Origin of the sequence: Nonomuraea sp. NBC_00507, assembly GCF_036013525.1 — a bacterium.
Lineage (GTDB): Bacteria > Actinomycetota > Actinomycetes > Streptosporangiales > Streptosporangiaceae > Nonomuraea.
Genome location: NZ_CP107853.1, coordinates 11,623,815 through 11,640,466 on the forward strand (window position 1 = coordinate 11,623,815; position 16,652 = coordinate 11,640,466).

General features: G+C 70.8%; 14 protein-coding genes. 2 read left to right on the forward strand and 12 right to left on the reverse strand.

Annotation, left to right across the window (positions count from 1 at the left end; all coding sequences use genetic code 11):
• Positions 1–8 precede the first annotated feature (8 nt).
• The 5 genes from OHA25_RS55295 to OHA25_RS55315 all read right to left on the reverse strand — a co-directional run bounded on the left by OHA25_RS55295 (position 9) and on the right by OHA25_RS55315 (position 7,409).
• A complete protein-coding gene (locus OHA25_RS55295) occupies positions 9–431 on the reverse strand; it encodes a roadblock/LC7 domain-containing protein (RefSeq protein WP_305918264.1) in 423 nt (140 codons plus the stop codon).
• Between the two features lie 21 nt (positions 432–452).
• Positions 453–3,275 carry a sensor histidine kinase gene (locus OHA25_RS55300; RefSeq protein WP_327584823.1) on the reverse strand — a complete coding sequence of 941 codons (2,823 nt, stop codon included), beginning with the start codon at positions 3,273–3,275 and terminating at the stop codon, positions 453–455.
• A 132-nt stretch (positions 3,276–3,407) separates the two neighbouring features.
• Positions 3,408–5,633 carry a [protein-PII] uridylyltransferase gene (locus OHA25_RS55305; protein WP_327584824.1) on the reverse strand — a complete coding sequence of 742 codons (2,226 nt, stop codon included), beginning with the start codon at positions 5,631–5,633 and terminating at the stop codon, positions 3,408–3,410.
• Positions 5,634–5,721: 88 nt separating this feature from the next.
• Entirely contained in the window at positions 5,722–6,060 is a 339-nt protein-coding gene (locus OHA25_RS55310) for a P-II family nitrogen regulator (protein WP_103955876.1), read from the reverse strand.
• On the reverse strand, positions 6,057–7,409 hold the full coding sequence (locus OHA25_RS55315; RefSeq protein WP_327584825.1) for an ammonium transporter: 1,353 nt from the start codon (positions 7,407–7,409) through the stop codon (positions 6,057–6,059). Before OHA25_RS55315 ends, OHA25_RS55310 begins: the two co-directional genes overlap by 4 nt.
• A 206-nt stretch (positions 7,410–7,615) precedes the next feature.
• Here OHA25_RS55315 and OHA25_RS55320 point away from each other — a divergent pair, with 206 nt between their 5' ends.
• The gene (locus OHA25_RS55320) at positions 7,616–8,542 is read left to right on the forward strand and encodes an ABC transporter substrate-binding protein (RefSeq protein WP_327584826.1); all 927 of its coding nucleotides are present in this window, start codon (positions 7,616–7,618) and stop codon (positions 8,540–8,542) included.
• Between the two features lie 43 nt (positions 8,543–8,585).
• Here OHA25_RS55320 and OHA25_RS55325 read toward each other — a convergent pair whose 3' ends face one another.
• Positions 8,586–9,347, reverse strand: coding sequence for an MOSC domain-containing protein (locus OHA25_RS55325; RefSeq protein ID WP_327584827.1), 762 nt, complete (start codon positions 9,345–9,347; stop codon positions 8,586–8,588).
• Between the two features lie 10 nt (positions 9,348–9,357).
• A complete protein-coding gene (locus OHA25_RS55330; protein WP_327584828.1) occupies positions 9,358–10,167 on the reverse strand; it encodes an alpha/beta fold hydrolase in 810 nt (269 codons plus the stop codon).
• Positions 10,168–10,249: 82 nt separating this feature from the next.
• Here OHA25_RS55330 and OHA25_RS55335 point away from each other — a divergent pair, with 82 nt between their 5' ends.
• A complete protein-coding gene (locus tag OHA25_RS55335) occupies positions 10,250–10,825 on the forward strand; it encodes a TetR/AcrR family transcriptional regulator (RefSeq protein ID WP_327584829.1) in 576 nt (191 codons plus the stop codon).
• 372 nt (positions 10,826–11,197) lie between these two features.
• Here the strand turns inward: OHA25_RS55335 and OHA25_RS55340 are convergent, their stop codons facing one another.
• From OHA25_RS55340 to OHA25_RS55360, 5 genes are all read right to left on the reverse strand, one after another.
• Positions 11,198–12,139, reverse strand: coding sequence for a sigma-70 family RNA polymerase sigma factor (locus tag OHA25_RS55340; protein WP_305918272.1), 942 nt, complete (start codon positions 12,137–12,139; stop codon positions 11,198–11,200).
• Between the two features lie 67 nt (positions 12,140–12,206).
• Complete coding sequence (hutI, locus tag OHA25_RS55345; RefSeq protein ID WP_327584830.1) at positions 12,207–13,391, reverse strand: imidazolonepropionase; 1,185 nt, start codon at positions 13,389–13,391, stop codon at positions 12,207–12,209.
• Positions 13,388–14,713 (reverse strand): formimidoylglutamate deiminase, encoded by a 1,326-nt coding sequence (locus OHA25_RS55350; RefSeq protein WP_327584831.1) that lies wholly within the window; start codon positions 14,711–14,713, stop codon positions 13,388–13,390. Before OHA25_RS55350 ends, hutI begins: the two co-directional genes overlap by 4 nt.
• Complete coding sequence (locus tag OHA25_RS55355; protein ID WP_327584832.1) at positions 14,704–15,867, reverse strand: allantoate amidohydrolase; 1,164 nt, start codon at positions 15,865–15,867, stop codon at positions 14,704–14,706. Before OHA25_RS55355 ends, OHA25_RS55350 begins: the two co-directional genes overlap by 10 nt.
• Before the next feature lie 84 nt (positions 15,868–15,951).
• Positions 15,952–16,638 carry an SDR family oxidoreductase gene (locus OHA25_RS55360; RefSeq protein ID WP_327584833.1) on the reverse strand — a complete coding sequence of 229 codons (687 nt, stop codon included), beginning with the start codon at positions 16,636–16,638 and terminating at the stop codon, positions 15,952–15,954.
• Positions 16,639–16,652: the final 14 nt, after the last annotated feature.

Consider the following 16,652-nt stretch of genomic DNA (forward strand, 5'->3'; position numbering starts at 1 on the left):
CCATCACATCACCGCGACCTGGCGGCCTGAAGTTCGGCGCGCAGGGACGGCGTGAGCGCTTGTCCCGCTCTGTCTACCAGCAGCGTCATCTGGTACGCCACCAACCCCATGTCACAATCAGGACCCGCCAGCACCGTCAGCACCGAGCCGTCGCTGATCGCCATGACCAGCAGCAGCCCGCGCTGCATCTCGACGACGGTCTGCGTCACCGCACCGCCCTCGAACACCCTGGACGCGCCCACGGTCAGGCTCAGCAGGCCGGCCGAAACGGCGGCCAGCTGGTCGGCCCGATCCGGTGGGAAGCCCTCCGAGGCGGCCAGGGACAGGCCGTCTGCGGAGACCACGACGGCATGCGCGACTCCGGGCGTGTTGCGAACGAAGTCGGTGATCAGCCAGTCGAACCTGTGCGCCTCATGGCTAAGGGTTGTCACGCATCCTCCCCGACGGGACGCTTACTCACTCTGTTCCTCCTGTCCACGAAGTTCCTGGCGACCGCGGCGCACACCCTGTTGGTAGCTGGCCAGCCGGCTGCGTATCCGGTCCGCTGAGACCGGCTGCGCAGGCGCCTGCCGCTGCTGCGGCTGTTGGGCCGGCGCGGGTGGCTGGCTCGCCGTACCCGGCACCAGGTTGGCCTTGGGGGTGCGCTTCGGCAGCCCGGCGGCGGTCGTGCCGCCGAGGCTGGGCTCGCTGGCTGCGGCCGCCGCCCGCCATCCGGCGTCTGCGGCCGTTCGCCACGCTTCCTCCCCAGAGGGTACGGGTTGCGCGGGAGTGGCCCCGACCTCGCCCGCGGGCTTCGGCTGCTCGCCGGGCGGCCTGCGGAACCAGGCGGACTCCACCGATGCGAAGATCGGCAGGTATTCCTCCTGCTCCGGCTCCATCGGCGACACCTCGACCGACGGCGTCGGGTCGGGCTTCCGCACGTCGTTCGTCGCGTACGACTGCGGCGTCTGGAACGCGCCATTACCAGATGGGTGCGACCCCGGGCTGGGGTACGACGAGAAGGTCCCGGAGTCGAACGAGGGCGGCTGCCTGCGGTAGGAGCCCCCATCGGTGTCGGCGGTGAACCCGGATATCCCGCTACGGCCGGGGTCCGCGCCGAAGGAGTCGAACGCGGGCTTCGGCGTTCCGGGCGCGCTGTCGTACGGACCGGGTCTGGCTGGTCCGCGGTCGACGGAGTCGAAGCTGCCGAACGACCGGAACATGCCGTTCTGCGGCGCCTGCGGGCCTGGCGTGCCGAACGCCGGGGTGGGCGCGGTCCCGCCACCGAACGCGGGGCGCTGCGGCAGCGGCTGCTGCATGCCGTCGGCGATCAGCGTGGGCGGCAGCAGCACCATGGCGATCAGGCCGGCGCCCTCGCCCTTCCTGAGCTGCACCCTGATGCCGTGGCGCAGCGCCAGGCGGCCGACCACGAACAGGCCCATGCGCCGCGACACCGACACATCCACCACCGGCGGCTCGGCCAGGCGGCGGTTGGCCTCGGCGAGCTCCTCCTCGGTCATGCTGATGCCGGTGTCGCTCACCGACAGCAGCGCGCCGCCGCCCTCGATGAGGCTGCTGGTGACCATGACCTGGGAGGTGTTCGGCGAGAACTGGATGGCGTTCTCGACCAGCTCGGCGACCAGGTGGACCAGGTCGTTCGCGCAGCTGCCGAGCACCGACGTGGTGCGGTGGACCCGGACCTGGACGCGCTCGTAGCCCTCGACCTCCGACAGCGCGGCGCGGACGACGTCGACCAGCTTGGCCGGCTGGCTGCGCCGGCGGGTGGCCTCGTGGCCGGCGAGGACCAGGAGGTTCTCGGAGTTGCGGCGCATGCGGGTGGCCAGGTGGTCCAGCTTGAACAGGTCGGCCAGCCTGGCGCCCTCCTGCTCGCCCTTCTCCAGGCCGTCGATCAGTGAGATCTGCCGCTCGACCAGCGTCTGGGTGCGGCGCGAGAGGTTGACGAACATCGAGCTGATGTTGCCGCGGAGCTCGGCCTCCTCGCCCGCCAGGCGCACGGCCTGCCGGTGCACCTGGTCGAAGGCGCGCGCCACTTCACCGATCTCGTCGTTGCCCTCGACCTCGATCGGCCGTACGTCGGTGACGCCCGCGTCGCCGTTAACCCGCAGCTGGCGCACCACGTCGGGCAGGCGGAAGCCGGCGATCTCCAGGGCCTCGGAACGCAGCCGGCGCAGCGGGGTGACCATGGACCGGGCGATGGCCACGGTGAACAGCAGGACCAGCACCAGCAGCGCGACGATCAGCACACCCGCGATGATCGCGTTGCGGATCTCGGACTCGCGCAGCTCCTGGCTCCGCAGGTTCACCTGGCCGGCCAGATCCCGCTCGATGTTGTGCAGGACGTCGATGACGACGCCGTTGTTCTCGAACCACTCCTGGCGGCTGGCCCTGGCGGAGATCAGGTTGTCCGTGATCCGGACGCCGGGCGCCCGGCCGCTGGCCAGCGTGATCGCGCGGGACTTGGTGAGCTGGACGCCGACGTACTCGGGCCTGGAGGTCAGCGTCTTGGACAGCTGCAGGCCGGTCTCGACGCCGGCCTCGGTGCCGACGGTCGAGATGTCGTCCAGCTGGCGGGCGTTGGAGGCGATGAACTGCTCGACGGTCTTGGAGTCCACCGAGTTGGGGGCGTAGGAGGCCTGGAGCAGCAGGACCCGCTGCCGGGAGACCTCTTCTTTCGCCCGCGCGAGCGCGCTCAAGGCGCGGAACTGGCCCACGATCTGGGAGTCCTCGGACATGAGGCTCAGCTCATCGTGCAGGTTGAGCAGGCTGTCGGTGAGGAAGTCGTACTGGATGGTGCGGGTCTGGCCCTCGGCCCTGATCCGCGTCAGCCGGGTCAGGTCGCCCCGCGCCTGCTCGGCCGCCTTGACCACGCGCGGGCCGTAGGAGTCGTCGATCGAGTCGATGTCGGTGCGGACGGTCGCGACGAGCTTGTCGACGGCGGCCTTGCGCTCGGCGAGCGGCTGGGCGAGCGTCTTGCGCATCGCACGGCTGGCGCCGATCCAGCCGCCGGTGTCACGCTCCAGGCCGATCGCCTGGACCAGGTCGCGGATGCGCCCCGACTGCTCGGCGGCGGTGGCGGTGCGGTCGTAGTCGGCGATGCTCTGGACTGAGGCCGCCACGTCCGCGCCGCCCAGCACGACGGCGGCGATGGTGGGAACCAGGATGAGCGCGGTCAGACGCCACCGCACGCGCCAGTTGCGCAGGCGAAGCCGTGGCAGCGACCGCTTCCCGCGGTCCCGCTTCGCGGCGACGCCGCTGTCGGAGTTCCCCGTAGTCACTGCTTCCGCTACCCCTCACATCGTCCCGTTGGCAACGGGCCTCAAGCCGTCCACAAGGTATCCGAGCAACCGACTTAACCGTCAATTCCGACACAATCGTTACATTTGTGACCGGCAGTCGTGTGCTCTTGGTTATCGCAGCGCGGCAAGCACTTGATCGCGGACTTGCGCCCTCTGCGCATCGTCGCTGAGGGGGCGACCGGCGCGATCGACAACGTAGAAGACGTCAACCGCCTCCGCGCCGAGAGTCTCTACGCGAGCGGCTCTCACGTCAAGACCGCACTCCCCGAACGCCCGTCCAATACGCCACAGCAGCCCCGGCCTGTCATGGGCCCTGACTTCCACGACGGTGGCCGTCGCGGAGGCGTCGTCGACCAGTGTCACCCGAGGTGGGGCCACAGGTACGCGGGGCGGTCGCACCGCACGCGAACGGCGGGCCAGCCGCTGCTCGATGTCAAGACGGCCGGCAAGGACGAGACGGAGATCGGACTCCAGCGTGGCGGGGTCGGGCGGGGTGCCATATTCCGGGATGACGGAGAACTCGATCACCGCTGTGGAGCCCGCGGACGCGGACGAGGCGGAGCGCACGATGAGCCGGTGCGCGGACAACACGCCGGCGGCGCTCCAGAGCAGCCCCACGCGGTCAGGGGCCACGACCGTGACCGACCCCCCGTTGACGCGTACGGCGCCGCCGCCGTGCCTGGCCAGCGCGGTCTGGTCCGGCGACAGGGTGGGCGGCTTGGGCGGCGGCGAGCCTGCCAGCACGGACCTCACCCGGCGCACGAGGTCGGCGACCAGCCCGGCCTTCCAGCTGTTCCAGGCGGCGGGCCCGGTCGCGTGGCCGTCGGCGACGGCCAGCGCGGCCAGCAGGTCGAGCACTTCCCGTGAGCCGACGGTGCCGGCGACCTTCTCGATCGTGACGGGGTCGTCGAGGTCCCTGCGGGTGGCGGTCTCGGGCAGCAGCAGGTGGTGGCGTACGACCGTGGCCAGGGTGTCCACGTCGGACGCGGGCAGGCCGATGCGGGTGGCGATGTCGCGGACGACGACCTCGCCGGTCGCCGAGTGGTCGCCCGGCCAGCCCTTGCCGATGTCGTGCAGCAGCGCCGCGATCAGCAGCAGGTCGGGACGGGAGACCTCGCGGGTGTGGCTGGCGGCGTTCGCGGCGGCCTCGATGAGGTGCCGGTCGACGGTGAAGCGGTGGATCGGATGGCGCTGCGGGCGATGGCGGACCCGCTCCCAGTCAGGAAGCAACTTGACAAGGATGCCCGCTTGATCGAGCTCCTCCCACACGGGCACGGCAGCGCGGCCGGCGCCGAGGATCGACACCAGCGCGTCACGGGCCTCCTCGGGCCACGGCACCGGCATGGGAGGCGACTGAGCTGCGAGAACGGACACAGTAGCGGGGGCGAGCGGCAATCCGGAGTCCGCCGCGGCGGCCGCCGCGCGCAGCACCAGGACGGGGTCCTTGCGGGGGTCGATCCCCCGGGCGAGCACCACTTCGCCGCCGTGCTCGACCACGCCGTCCGCCAGCGGGCGACGGCCTCGGGGAGCGGGGCCTGACAGGAGTCTGTCAACGGTGCGCCAGGTGCCGTCGAAAGCATGAGAGATCGTGCGACCCGCCTCGGCGAGCCTGCGCATGAGCGCCTCGGCGTCCAGCAGGCCGAGCAGCCCGGCCACGGCGTCCTGCTCCTGCAGGACGAGCCGGTCGGTGCCGCGGGCGGTGACGATGTGCAGCGCGTGCCGCACGTCGAGGATGAACTCGTAGGCCTCCCGCGCCCGGGGACCCGGCGCGGAGGCGACCCAGGCCGCCGCCACGGCCTGCATGGCCTGGACGTCACGGAGACCGCCGCGGCCGTCCTTGAGGTCGGGCTCGAGGAGGAAAGCGAGCTCGCCGCTGGCCTTGGCCCGCTGGTCGGCCGCGTCACGCAGCTCGCCCAGCCTGCGCCGGGAGTCGGCCCGCCACTCGGCGAGCACCGCCTCCCTGGCCTTCTTGGTCAGCTCGGGGTCGCCGGCCACGTGCCTGGCCTGGATGAGGCCGAGCACGGCCTTCAGGTCCTGCCTGGCGACGGCCACGGCCTCTTCGACCGTGCGTACGGAGTGATCCAGATTGACCGCGGAGTCCCAGACCGGATACCAGATCCGGTCGGCGATCCTGGCCACGTCGGGCCGCCCGTTGTGCAGCAGGACCAGGTCGAGGTCGCTGCCGGGGGCCAGCTCGCCCCTTCCCAGGCTCCCGACGGCGACCAACGAGACGTGGTCGCCGTCGCTCGCCGTGCGGAAGAGATCCTTGAGCCATCGGTCGGTGTCCACGGTCCGCTCTTTGCGGGCCGCGGCGTACGAACGGGCCTCTCCCCTCACTCCTGCGCCCCCTTGCCGAGCTCCGCCCGGACGCCGTTGTCCGGGCTTCGCCGCACATCAATGATGGAAACCCTGCCGTGCTCCCAGGTCACAGAGCCTCCGGGCCCCTCTCTCCCGTGCGTACGCGGATGACGGTGTCCACGGGCACGGACCAGACCTTGCCGTCACCGATCTTGCCGGTGTGCGCGGCCTTGACGATGACGTCGATCACGTCCTCGGAGTCATCCTCTTCGGCGAGGACTTCCAGCCGGACCTTCGGCACGAGGTCGACCTGGTATTCGGCGCCGCGGTAGACCTCGGTGTGGCCGCGCTGCCGGCCGTAGCCGCTCGCCTCGCTGACCGTCATTCCCTTGATGCCGAACTGTTCCAGTGCGGCTTTCACGTCATCTAGCTTGAAGGGCTTGATGATCGCCGTGATGAGCCTCATGCGTCCACCTTCTTAGGAGCGGGGGCGGGGCCGTTGGAGGACGTCACGCCCGAGGCGTGGAAGGTGCCGATGTCGTAGCCGGTCTCGGCGTGGGTGGTGATGTCGACACCGGTGACCTCGGCGTCTTCCGCGATGCGGAAGCCCATCGTCTTGTCGATGATCTTACCGAGGATCCAGGAGATCACGAAGGAGTAGAGGCCGACCGCGACCGGGCCGAGCACCTGGAGGCCGAGCTGGCTGATCTGCCCGCCCTCGATCAGGATGCCCTTGTTCTGGCCGGGCAGGAACGGGTAGGCCGCGAAGAAGCCCAGCGAGATGGCGCCGATCAGACCGCCGACCAGGTGCACGCCGACCACGTCGAGGGAGTCGTCGTAGCCGAGCTTGTACTTCAGGCCCACGGCGTAGGCGCAGATCACACCGGCGAGCAGGCCGATGACCACGGCCGCCCACGGGTCGACGAAACCACAGGCCGGGGTGATGGCGACCAGACCGGCCACCGCACCGGAGGCGACGCCGAGCGTGGTCGCGTGACCGTCGCGCAGCTTCTCCACCAGCATCCAGGCGCCGGCCGCGACGGCGGTGGCGACCTGGGTGTTCATGAACGCCAGACCGGCGGTCTGGTCGGGAGCGAGCTCGGAGCCGGCGTTGAAGCCGAACCAGCCGAACCACAGCAGACCGGTGCCGAGCAGCACCAGCGTCAGGTTGTGGGGCCGCATGGGCTCCTTCTGCCAGCCCTTGCGCTTGCCCAGGACGAGCGCGAGCGCGAGCGCCGCGGCACCGGCGTTGATGTGGACGACCGTACCGCCGGCGAAGTCCTCGATGCCGAGCACGGCGAGCCAGCCGCCGCCCCAGACCCAGTGAGCGACGGGGAAGTAGACCAGGGTGGCCCACAGCAGGGAGAACACCACCCACGCGCCGAACTTGGCCCGGTCGGCGATCGCGCCGCTGATCAGCGCCACGGTGATGATGGCGAAGGTCAGCTGGAAGGCGGAGAAGACCATGAGGGGGAAGTTGTCGGCCGCCGCGGCTTCGGCGGTGACGTTGCCGCCCTCGAAAATGAGACCCTCGTAGACGGCGTTGAAGACCCCGCTCAACCCGAGGAAGTCCAACCCTCCGATGATCTTGTTGGCGACGCCGGAGCCATCGCCGACGGGGTCGAACGCGAGGGAGTAACCATAGAGGACCCAAGCGACCGTGACGACGATGATGCTGACGAACGACATCATCATCATGTTCAGGACGCTCTTGGCCCTGGTCATGCCCCCGTAGAAGAACGCGAGGCCCGGAGTCATCAGCAGCACCAGGGCGGTGCATACCAGCATCCAGGCGGTAGTGCCGCTGTCGATCATCGAAGCGACCCTCCTTACGTGTGACGTGTTGCCACAGCGTGTTCTCCCGGAGTTTCGTGGCGCGACCAGGCTTGTTTCACATTCGTGAATCTCGCCGGACGGGTGTTTCAGGTACGTTTCGGACGTCTCACAGATCCCATTCCTGCACGGCAATTTCCGGCATGAGATACTTAGGGTTGCCTAACCTAAATGATCAAGGAATGCTCATGCGTCTCCGCCTGGCCGTCGCCGCCATGCTCCCCCTGCTCGCCCTCGCCGCGTGCGGAACCTCCATCTCCTCCCAGGAGACGGGCCCCACCAGGACCGTCAAGCACGCCATGGGCGAGACGAAGGTGCCGATGACCCCGCAGCGGGTCGTGGTCCTCGACACGGACAAGCTCGACACCATGGTCACGCTCGGCCTGGCGCCCGTGGGCGCGGCGCAGGCCCAGGAGAACCAGAAGTGGCCTGCCTACCTGGGCTCGGCCCTGTCCGCCACCAAGGCGGTGGGCACTCTCCAGGCCCCGAACATCGAGGCCATCATCGCGCTCAAGCCGGACCTCATCCTCGGCTCCAAGTTCCGGCAGGCCGCCTTCTACGACAAGCTCAGCAAGATCGCGCCCACCGTGTTCACCGAGAAGGTCGGCGTCACCTGGAAGGAGAACTTCCTGCTCGACGCCGAGGCGCTGGGCAAGAAGGACCAGGCCACGCAGTCGCTGTCCGCCTATGAGACGCGGGCCAAGGAGGTCGGCGCGAAGTTCTCGAAGCTGGAGGTCGGCATCGTGCGGTTCATGCCGACCGAAATCCGGGTCTACGGCCCCGAGTCGTTCAGCGGCATCGTCGTGGGTGACGCCGGGATCCCCAGGCCCGCGGCGCAGCAGCTCGCCGACCAGCAGGACAAGCGTTTCGGCAAGCTGAGCCAGGAGAACATCGCCAAGGCCGAAGCCGACGCGATCTTCTACAGCGCGTACGGCGAGGCCGCCGCCAAGTCGCAGGCCACGGTGACCGGCGGGCCGCTGTGGAAGAACCTGGAGGCGGTCAAGTCGGGCAACGCCCACAACGTGGACGACGAGATCTGGATGCTCGGCATCGGCGTCACGGCCGCCGGCAAGATCCTCGACGACCTGGACAAGTACCTCGCGCCCCTGGCCTGAGCCAGACGAGCCTGGGCCGGGCGCGACGCACCGCCGGCCCGGCTCAGCCGAGACGCACCGGATCGCCCTTCCTGATCCGGCCGGGCCGCAGCACGCGCGCGTAGACCCCCGCGCACGGCTGCGGTCCCATATCGAACACCGGCACCCTGTTGTGCCTGGCCACCGTCCGCAGTGCCTCGACATCCCGCCCCAGCGCCCCGTGCGCCAGCGTCGGCACGGCACAACGCGGGCTGGCCACGATGACCTCCAGCACCACGTCGCCACCGACGTGCAGCTCCCGGCCCACCCAGTCGTTCTCGGGGAAGCCCGCCGAGCCTGTCGCGATGATCAGGTTGGGGCGGTAGCGGAGGGCCTCGACGTGCCCGCGCGGACTGAGCGCGCCGATCCGCTCCACGGACGAGGTCGAGATCAGGTGCACCGGCGCGAAGTCGAAGAACGTGCCGCCGGGCGAGGCGGCCCCGAGCGTGCCGACGGTGTGCGGCACCTCCGCCTCAATGCCCTCGGCCAGCACCCGTTCGGGAACGGAGCGCTCGAACTCGGCACCCTCCGGCGGCACGTCGATCAGCCGCACCGCGCGCCCCAGCAGCCGGGACAACTCCGCGTCGTCGGGGACGCGTGCCCCTTCGATGGTCAGCAGATCCCGCCAGAGCCGCGGGTTCTTCGCACTGGCGATCTTCCCGGTGGCGACATCGAGCACCGCCCGCGCGCGATCACCGGCCAGCCCGCGCTCGGTCACCTCACTCTCCGCGATCTCCTCACCCAGCATCGATTTGACGGGATAACGACGCAGCGTCTCTACATGCACGCAAGGCAGCCTATGACTCCTGAGCCGCCCAGAAGCGCCGCACATGCGGCACCAGCTCGGCGGCCCGCTCGTCGGGGAAGAACAACCGGCCGCCTTCGATCTCGACGATCTCTCTGACGCCGGGGATCGTGTCGCGCAACCAGCGGGCCCAGCTCACGTCGAAGAAGACGTCGCCCGTGCCCCACACCACGAGCGTCGGCACGGTCAGCACGGTGAGCTGCGGTTCGATGGCGATCATGTCCTTGGCGTCGAGGGAGGCCAGCATGCGCTCGAAGGCCCGGCCGCCGTCCGCCTTGGCGAAGATCGGCCGGAGATACGCCTCCACCAGCGCGGCGGGGTCGTCGATCCGCTCGTAACCTTCGCCGAAGGCGGTCTGGGCCACCAGCTCCGGCTGGTCGAGCACGGCGGCGGTGAGCTCGGCCAACTCGCCCCTTCGCGCCAGCTCGACGGTGGGTTCGAACGCCTTCGGCGGGGTGTTGGTGTGCACGTCGCAGTTGGTGAGGGTGAGCGTGCGGAGTCGCTCGCGGTGCCGTACCGCGAAGATCTGGGCGACGGCGCCGCCGGTGTCGTTGGCGACGAGATCCACGTTGGTGAGGCCGAGCTCTTCGCACAGCTCTTCCACCGCCTCGGCGAGCGCGGGGATCGACAGGTCCTCGCGCGGAGCGCTGCCACCGTGCAGCGGCAGGTCGATGGCGACGCAGCGGCGCTCGTCGCGGAGCTCGGCGATCATGTTGCGCCACAGGTACGAGCTGGTCCCGACGCCGTGCACGAACAGCGCCACGGGTCCCTGCCCGACGTCCACGTAGTTGATGCCGTCCACAGCTGACCTCCAGATCAGATTACAAACCGACTGTCGGTCTATGAAATTACCGACTGACAGTCGGTTTGTCTACAGTGAGTCCATGAACCTCAAGGCGGAGCGCGGCGCGGCAACCCGCGACAAGGTCCTGGCCATCGCCACGCGGCTGTTCGCCAAGCGGGGCTACGACGACACCTCGATCGAGACAGTCCTGCAGGAGACGGGACTGAGCAGAGGGGCGCTCTACCACCACTACGCGGGCAAGGACGTCTTGTTCGAGGCGGTGCTCGAGGCCACGGAGTCGGCCGTGCAGGTAAAGATCATGGAGGCGGTGAACGGCATCACCGACCCTGCCGCCGCACTGAGGGCCGGGGTCCTGGCCTGGATCAGGCTCGCCGGGGACCCGGTCATCAAGCAGATCGTCCTCATCGACGCGCCTGCGGTGCTGGGGTGGGAGCGGTGGCGGGCCATGGAGGAGCGCTACTCGTTCGGCATGCTGAAAGCGGCATTGAAGGGCACGAAGGCGGTGCCGGCGGAGTTTCTGGACCTGCACGCGCACATGCTGCTGGCCGCCATCAACGAGAGCGTCCTGCTGGTGGCGCGGGGCGGCGACCACGCGGCCGCCGAGGCGGCCGTCGAAGAATTCCTCCGCCGGCTCCTCCACCCCACCGGCGGCTGAGCACGGCGACAGGCGCCGGTCCCCACCGCGCTACGCCCCGCCGGCGCGGCGCACACCAGCCTCCGCCGTCGCATGCGGTGGCAGCACATGATGCGGCCACTCCGAAGCGCGGGTGTGTAGGCCCCAGCCGGCGGGCAGCAGGCCCCAGCTGGCGGGCAGCCGAGCCCGTGAGCAACCGACCCCATGGGCGGCCGAGCGCATGGGCGGCCGAGCGCATGGGCGGCCGAGCCGGTCGGCGGGCGGGGCCGTGGGCGGGCCGGAGGCGTCAGGCACGGAGCGGCGTCGGGTATCGGGGCGCAGGGCCCGGTGCCGGAAAATACGCAGCCGCCGGTCCCGGGAGCGGAGCCGGCGGCTTTGGGAAGGATGGGTGGGTCAGGCGGCGGCCGTGGCCATCTTGCGGAGGCGGGCCAAGGCGTCGCGTTCGATGCGCCGGGCCCGGTCGCGACCGATGCCGTAGCGCTCCCCGACCTCGGTCAAGGTGTGCTCACGCCCGTCCACCAGCCCATAGCGCCACCGCAACATCTCGCTGGTCGGCCCCTCGAGCCCGGTCAGCCACAGCTCCAGCCGCTCCCGCTCCAGGATGTCGATCGCCTGCTGCTCGGGATCGGCCCACGTGTCGTCCGCGATCATGTCGCCGAGTTCGGTCTCGTCCTCGTCGCCCACCCCCAGCTGGAGTGAGACGGGATCGGAGGCCCAGCGCCGCAGCTCACGCACCCGTTCGATGGGCAGCTCGAGGATCTCGGCAAGATCGTCATCGGTCGGCTCGGCGTCGAACTCGGCCAGCATGTCCCTGCGTACGCGCATCAGCCGGGTCATCTGCTCCCCGGCGTGCGTCGGCAGCCGCACAGGCCGCGCCTGCTCGTGGATGGCCCGCCCCACCGACTGCCTGATCCACCACGTCGCGTAGGTGGAGAACTTGTATCCGCGCTGGTAGTCGAACTTCTCCACCGCCCGCACCAGGCCAAGGTTCCCCTCCTGGACGAGGTCGATGAGCGGCATCCCCCGGCCCGAGTATTTCCTGGCCACCGCCACCACCAGCCGGAGGTTGGCCTGGATGAACTCGTCCTTCGCCCGCTGACCCGAGATGGCCAGGCGCTCCAGCTCCTCGTCGGCCGCATCCCCGATGCGCGGCTCCGAGCCCCCGCTGTCGAGCAACTGCTCGGCGAAGAGTCCCGCTTCGATCCGCTTGGCGAGCTCCACCTCTTCCTCCGCTGTAAGCAACGGGACCCGGCCGATCTCCGCCAGGTATGTCCCCAGCAGATCTCGATCCGCGACGTGCTGCTCCTGCGTGCGACTCCCCGTAGGCCTTGCCATCCCCAGGCACCTCGTTCCGCAGCTGCGTTCTATATCCGGCCAACGTCCGGCCAGATGCAAAGATTCCCTAAAGCACTACGTCCGAGGGAGGGTTCTGGATGTCCTCCTCAAGGAGGAGACCGCCCTGAAGCACCTGGTGAACGAGGGGAACGCCGGGCCGATAGGCCAGATGCACGTATGAGGGGGCGTCGAGCACGACCAGGTCCGCGCGGGCTCCGGGCCGCAGCCACCCTACGTCCGTGCGCCGCAACGCGCGCGCCCCGCCGTACGTGGCCGCCCTGATCGCCTCCAGCGGCGTCATGCGCATCTCGCGCACGGCCAGCGCCACGCAGAACGCCATCGACGAGGTGTAGGAGGACCCCGGATTGCAGTCGGTGGCCAGCGCCACGGTGACCCCGGCGTCGATCAGCCGTCTGGCGTCCGGATACGGCGACCTGGTCGAGAACTCGGCCCCCGGCAACAACGTCGCCACCGTCTCCGAGGACGCCAGCGCGTCCACGTCCGCGGGCGTCAGGTGCGTGCAGTGGTCGGCCGAGGCGGCCCCCAGCTCGCAGGCGATCCGCACACCCGGCCCTTCGCCGAGCTGGTTGGCGTGCACCCGCACCCCGAGCCCCGCCTTCATCCCGGCGCTGAGGATCTCCCGCGTCTGGTCGCCGTCGAACGCCCCGCGCTCGCAGAACACGTCCACCCACTTGGCGTACGGCGCGCACGCCTCCAGCATCTCCCCGGCCACGAGCCGCACGTAGGAGTCGGCGTCCATGTCCGCGGGCACCACGTGCGCCCCCAGGAAAGTGGTCTCGCCGGTCAGGCCGGTGGCGATCTCCAGGGAGCGCCGCTCGTCCTCGACGGTCAGCCCGTAACCGCTCTTGATCTCCACGGTGGTGGTGCCCTGGGCGCGCATCTCGGTCACGAGGGCACGGGCGCGGGCGGCCAGTTCGGCGTCGCCGGCCTGCCGGGTGGCGGCGACCGTGGTCCTGATGCCGCCCCCGGTGTAGGGCTCGCCGGACATCCGGGCCCGGAACTCCGCCGTGCGGTCGCCGGCGAAGATCAGGTGAGCGTGGCTGTCGACGAAGCCGGGGATGACGGCGCGCCCTCGCACGTCCAGTCGCTTGTCGGCGTCGGGGGCCCGCGCGGCGGGACCCACCCAGGTCACCAGGCCGTCGGCCAAGACCAGCGCCGCGTCGGGGATCTCCTCCCGCTCCGGGTCTCCGGTGTACAACAGCCCGATGCCGTCGATGAGGGTCGTGGTCATCGCAGCGCTCCGATCGCCTCGGCCAGCAGGGATCCGACGTCGCCCAGCACGTGCCTGCCGTCCTCGACGACGCGCCGCCCGCCGGACACCACCGAGTGCACGTCGGCCGCCGTGGCCGCGAACACCACGGCCTCCGCTCCTCTCGCGCCCGCCGTGCGCACGGAGTCGAGGCGCACCGACACCAGGTCGGCCCGGGCGCCGGGCACGAGCATGCCCGCGTCGGGGAAGCCGAGCGAGGTGTGGCCGGCGGTCGTGGCCGCGGCGAGCAGGTCGGCGGCGGACCAGTGGCCGCGTTTCCCGCTGGCCAGCCGCTCGTCCAGCTCGACCGCCCTGGCCTCTTCGAACAGGTCGATCACGGCATGGCTGTCGGAGCCGAGCGTGATCGGCGCGCCCCGGTCGGCGAGGGTCCTGGCGGGGCCGATGCCGTCGGCGAGGTCGCGTTCGGTGGTGGGACACATGCAGACGTGCGTGCCCGAGTGGGCGAGCAGCTCGACGTCCACGTCGGTCAGATGGGTGGCGTGCACGGCGGTCGAGCGCGGTCCCAGCGCCTCGTGCTCGTGCAGGAGCTGGACGGGTGTGGCGGCGTACATCTCGACGCAGGCCGCGTTCTCCGCGCGCTGCTCGGAGACGTGCACGTGCAGGGGCGCCGCGTACCGGTGGGAGAACTCGGCGACGACCGGCATCTGCTCGGGCCGCACCGCCCGCACCGAGTGGATGGCCGCGCCGATCTCCACGTCACCCTGGCCTTCGTAGGAGGCGGCCAGGTCATCGGCCCTGACGGCCCAGCGCTCGGCGTCACCGTCGCCGAAGCGGACCTGCGCGCCGACCAGCGGCGCGCCCATGCCGCCGGACAGGTAGCAGGTGTCGAGCAGCGTGATGCGCAGCCCGGCGTCGCGAGCGGCCTGGACGAGCACGTGGCCCATGGCGTTGGGGTCGTCGTACGGCTTGCCGCCCGGCGCGTGGTGCAGGTAGTGGAACTCGCCCACACAGGTCACCCCGGCCAGCGCCATCTCGGCGTACACGGCCGTGGCCAGGCGCAGGTAGCTGTCGGGGTCGAGCCGGGCGGCCACCTCGTACATCCGATCGCGCCAGGTCCAGAAGTCGCCCTTGCCCTCCTGCGCGGCGCCTCTGAGCGCGCGGTGGAACGCGTGCGAGTGGGCGTTGGCCAGGCCCGGAATGGTGATCCCGGCCAGCCGTTCGGCGTCGGCGGGCGGCGGGCCCTGGCCGATCCGCGCGATCCTGTCCCCCTCGACCACCACGATCACGTCGTCCCCGACGCCGTCGGGCAGCCAGGCCTGCTCGCACCAGTAGGTCAGCGACACAGATCCTCCAGCACGTCCGCCAGTGCCACGACTCCCGCCTCGCAGTCTGCCTGCTCGGCGTGCTCATCGGGGGAATGGGACACGCCGGTGGGGTTTCTGACGAACAACATCCCGGCCGGCACGCCCGCCGCGGCCATGATCCCGGCGTCGTGCCCGGCGCCGGTCGGCAGGATCGGCGCGGGCGCGTCGCCGCCCGCCAGCCGGGCCAGCCGGTCCCTGAGCTCCGCGTCGAAGCCGGCCACCGGCGTCCATGATTCTTCCCGCACATCCAGCCCTTCCGCCAGCTCGGCCACCAGCTCACGCACGTCCCGTTCGTCCGCCCCGCGGGCGTCCAGCCAGGCGGAGACCAGGCCGGGGACGGCGTTGGCGTTGCCGGGCGAGACGCGCACCTTGCCGACCGTGGCCACCACGCCGTGCCGCTCGGCGCCCGCGCGGGCGGCCAGCACCATGCGGGCGAACGGCAGCATCGGGTCGTCGCGGTCGGCCAGCCTGGTGGTGCCCGCGTGGTCGGCCCGGCCGTGGAAGTCGAACCGCCAGCGCCCGTGCGGCCAGATCGCGCTCGCCACGCCCACCGGCCGTCCCTGGTCGACGAGCCCGCGGCCCTGCTCGACGTGGAGCTCCACGAACGTGCCGACGGTGGCCAGCGTCTCGTCGTCCCGCCCGATCCCGTGCGGCTTCCGCCCGGCTCTGGCCATGACGTCGGCCAGGGTGTCGCCGTCGTCGTCGGTCAGCGCGAGCGCCCTGTCCGGCTGGATCGCGCCCGTCAGCAGCCGCGACCCCATGCACGGCACGCCGAATCTGGCGCCTTCCTCGTCGGTGAAGCAGACCACGCCCACGGGCCGCCCCGGAGTCACACCGCGGCTCTTCAGCAGGTCGAGGGCGGCGAAGGCGGAGACGAGGCCGAGTGGACCGTCGTACGCGCCGCCCTGCCGCACGGAGTCGAGGTGGCTGCCGGTCACCACGCCGGGCCGGCCGGCCGGGTCGCCCCACCAGGCCCATAGGTTGCCGTTGCGGTCCTCACGCAGGTCGAGGCCCCGTCGCGCGGCCTCCCCCGCGAACCACTCCCGTAGCTCCATGTCAGCCTCCGACCAGGCGTCCCTGACGTAGCCGCCGGTCGCCGGGTCCCGTCCTATACGCGCGAGTGGTTCAAGCATGGACCCACTGTAGTGAATGGATCCATTCAGCGTTCTCGTGCCGAGCCGATGGCTCGGAGAGCTGAATGGATGTCCCCACTTCGTTCAGCTGACCGGCCCCGCCGCCGGTCGCAGGGTCAGCTCGGTGAGGTGGGCGTCGGGGCCGGCCGTGACGGCGGCCAGCACGGCCCGCGCCACGCTCTCCGCCCGCAGGTATTTGCCGGGCTCGAACGGGCCGCCCTCGTATCTGCGCACCTCGTGCTGCATGTCGGTGGCGACCCGGCCCGGGTAGACGGTGGTCACCCTGAGGTCGGCCTCCTCCAGCCGCAGCGCGTCGGCGAAGGCCTTCAGGGCGAACTTGCTGGCCGCGTAGGCGGCCCAGTTGGGGTTCGCCCGCTGGCCGGAGCCCGAGTTGACGCACACGACGTGGCCGCGGGCCGCGCCGAGCGCGGGCAGCAGCAGCCTGGTGAGCTCGGCCACCGCGACGACGTTCACCTCCATGGTGCGGCGCCAGACCTCGGCGGGCAGGTCCGCGATCCTGCCGAGCTCGGCGATGCCCGCGGAGTGCACCAGCACGTCGAGCCGCTCGATGCCCGCGACGTCCGCCTGCGTGATCTCGGTCAGCTCCACCGGCCATGGCCGCGCGTCGGGCAGCTCCGCCGCCACCTCGGCGAGCGCGCTCTCGTCCCGCCCGCCCAGAATGACGTGATGCGTGGGCCCCAGCGCCCTCGCGACGGCCGCGCCGATGCCCCGGGAAGCGCCGGTGACCAGCGCCGTAGGTCGTTCAGTCATGAGAGTCAGCATAT

Excerpts from the sequence above, each read along its gene's own strand:
- OHA25_RS55320 (WP_327584826.1), top strand. The coding sequence starts at position 7,616 with ATGCGTCTCCGCCTGGCCGTCGCCGCCATGCTCCCCCTGCTCGCCCTC.
- hutI (WP_327584830.1), bottom strand. The coding sequence starts at position 13,391 with ATGACCACGACCCTCATCGACGGCATCGGGCTGTTGTACACCGGAGAC.
- OHA25_RS55355 (WP_327584832.1), bottom strand. The coding sequence starts at position 15,867 with ATGCTTGAACCACTCGCGCGTATAGGACGGGACCCGGCGACCGGCGGC.
- OHA25_RS55335 (WP_327584829.1), top strand. The coding sequence starts at position 10,250 with ATGAACCTCAAGGCGGAGCGCGGCGCGGCAACCCGCGACAAGGTCCTG.
- OHA25_RS55310 (WP_103955876.1), bottom strand. The coding sequence starts at position 6,060 with ATGAGGCTCATCACGGCGATCATCAAGCCCTTCAAGCTAGATGACGTG.
- OHA25_RS55315 (WP_327584825.1), bottom strand. The coding sequence starts at position 7,409 with ATGATCGACAGCGGCACTACCGCCTGGATGCTGGTATGCACCGCCCTG.
- OHA25_RS55360 (WP_327584833.1), bottom strand. The coding sequence starts at position 16,638 with ATGACTGAACGACCTACGGCGCTGGTCACCGGCGCTTCCCGGGGCATC.
- OHA25_RS55340 (WP_305918272.1), bottom strand. The coding sequence starts at position 12,139 with ATGGCAAGGCCTACGGGGAGTCGCACGCAGGAGCAGCACGTCGCGGAT.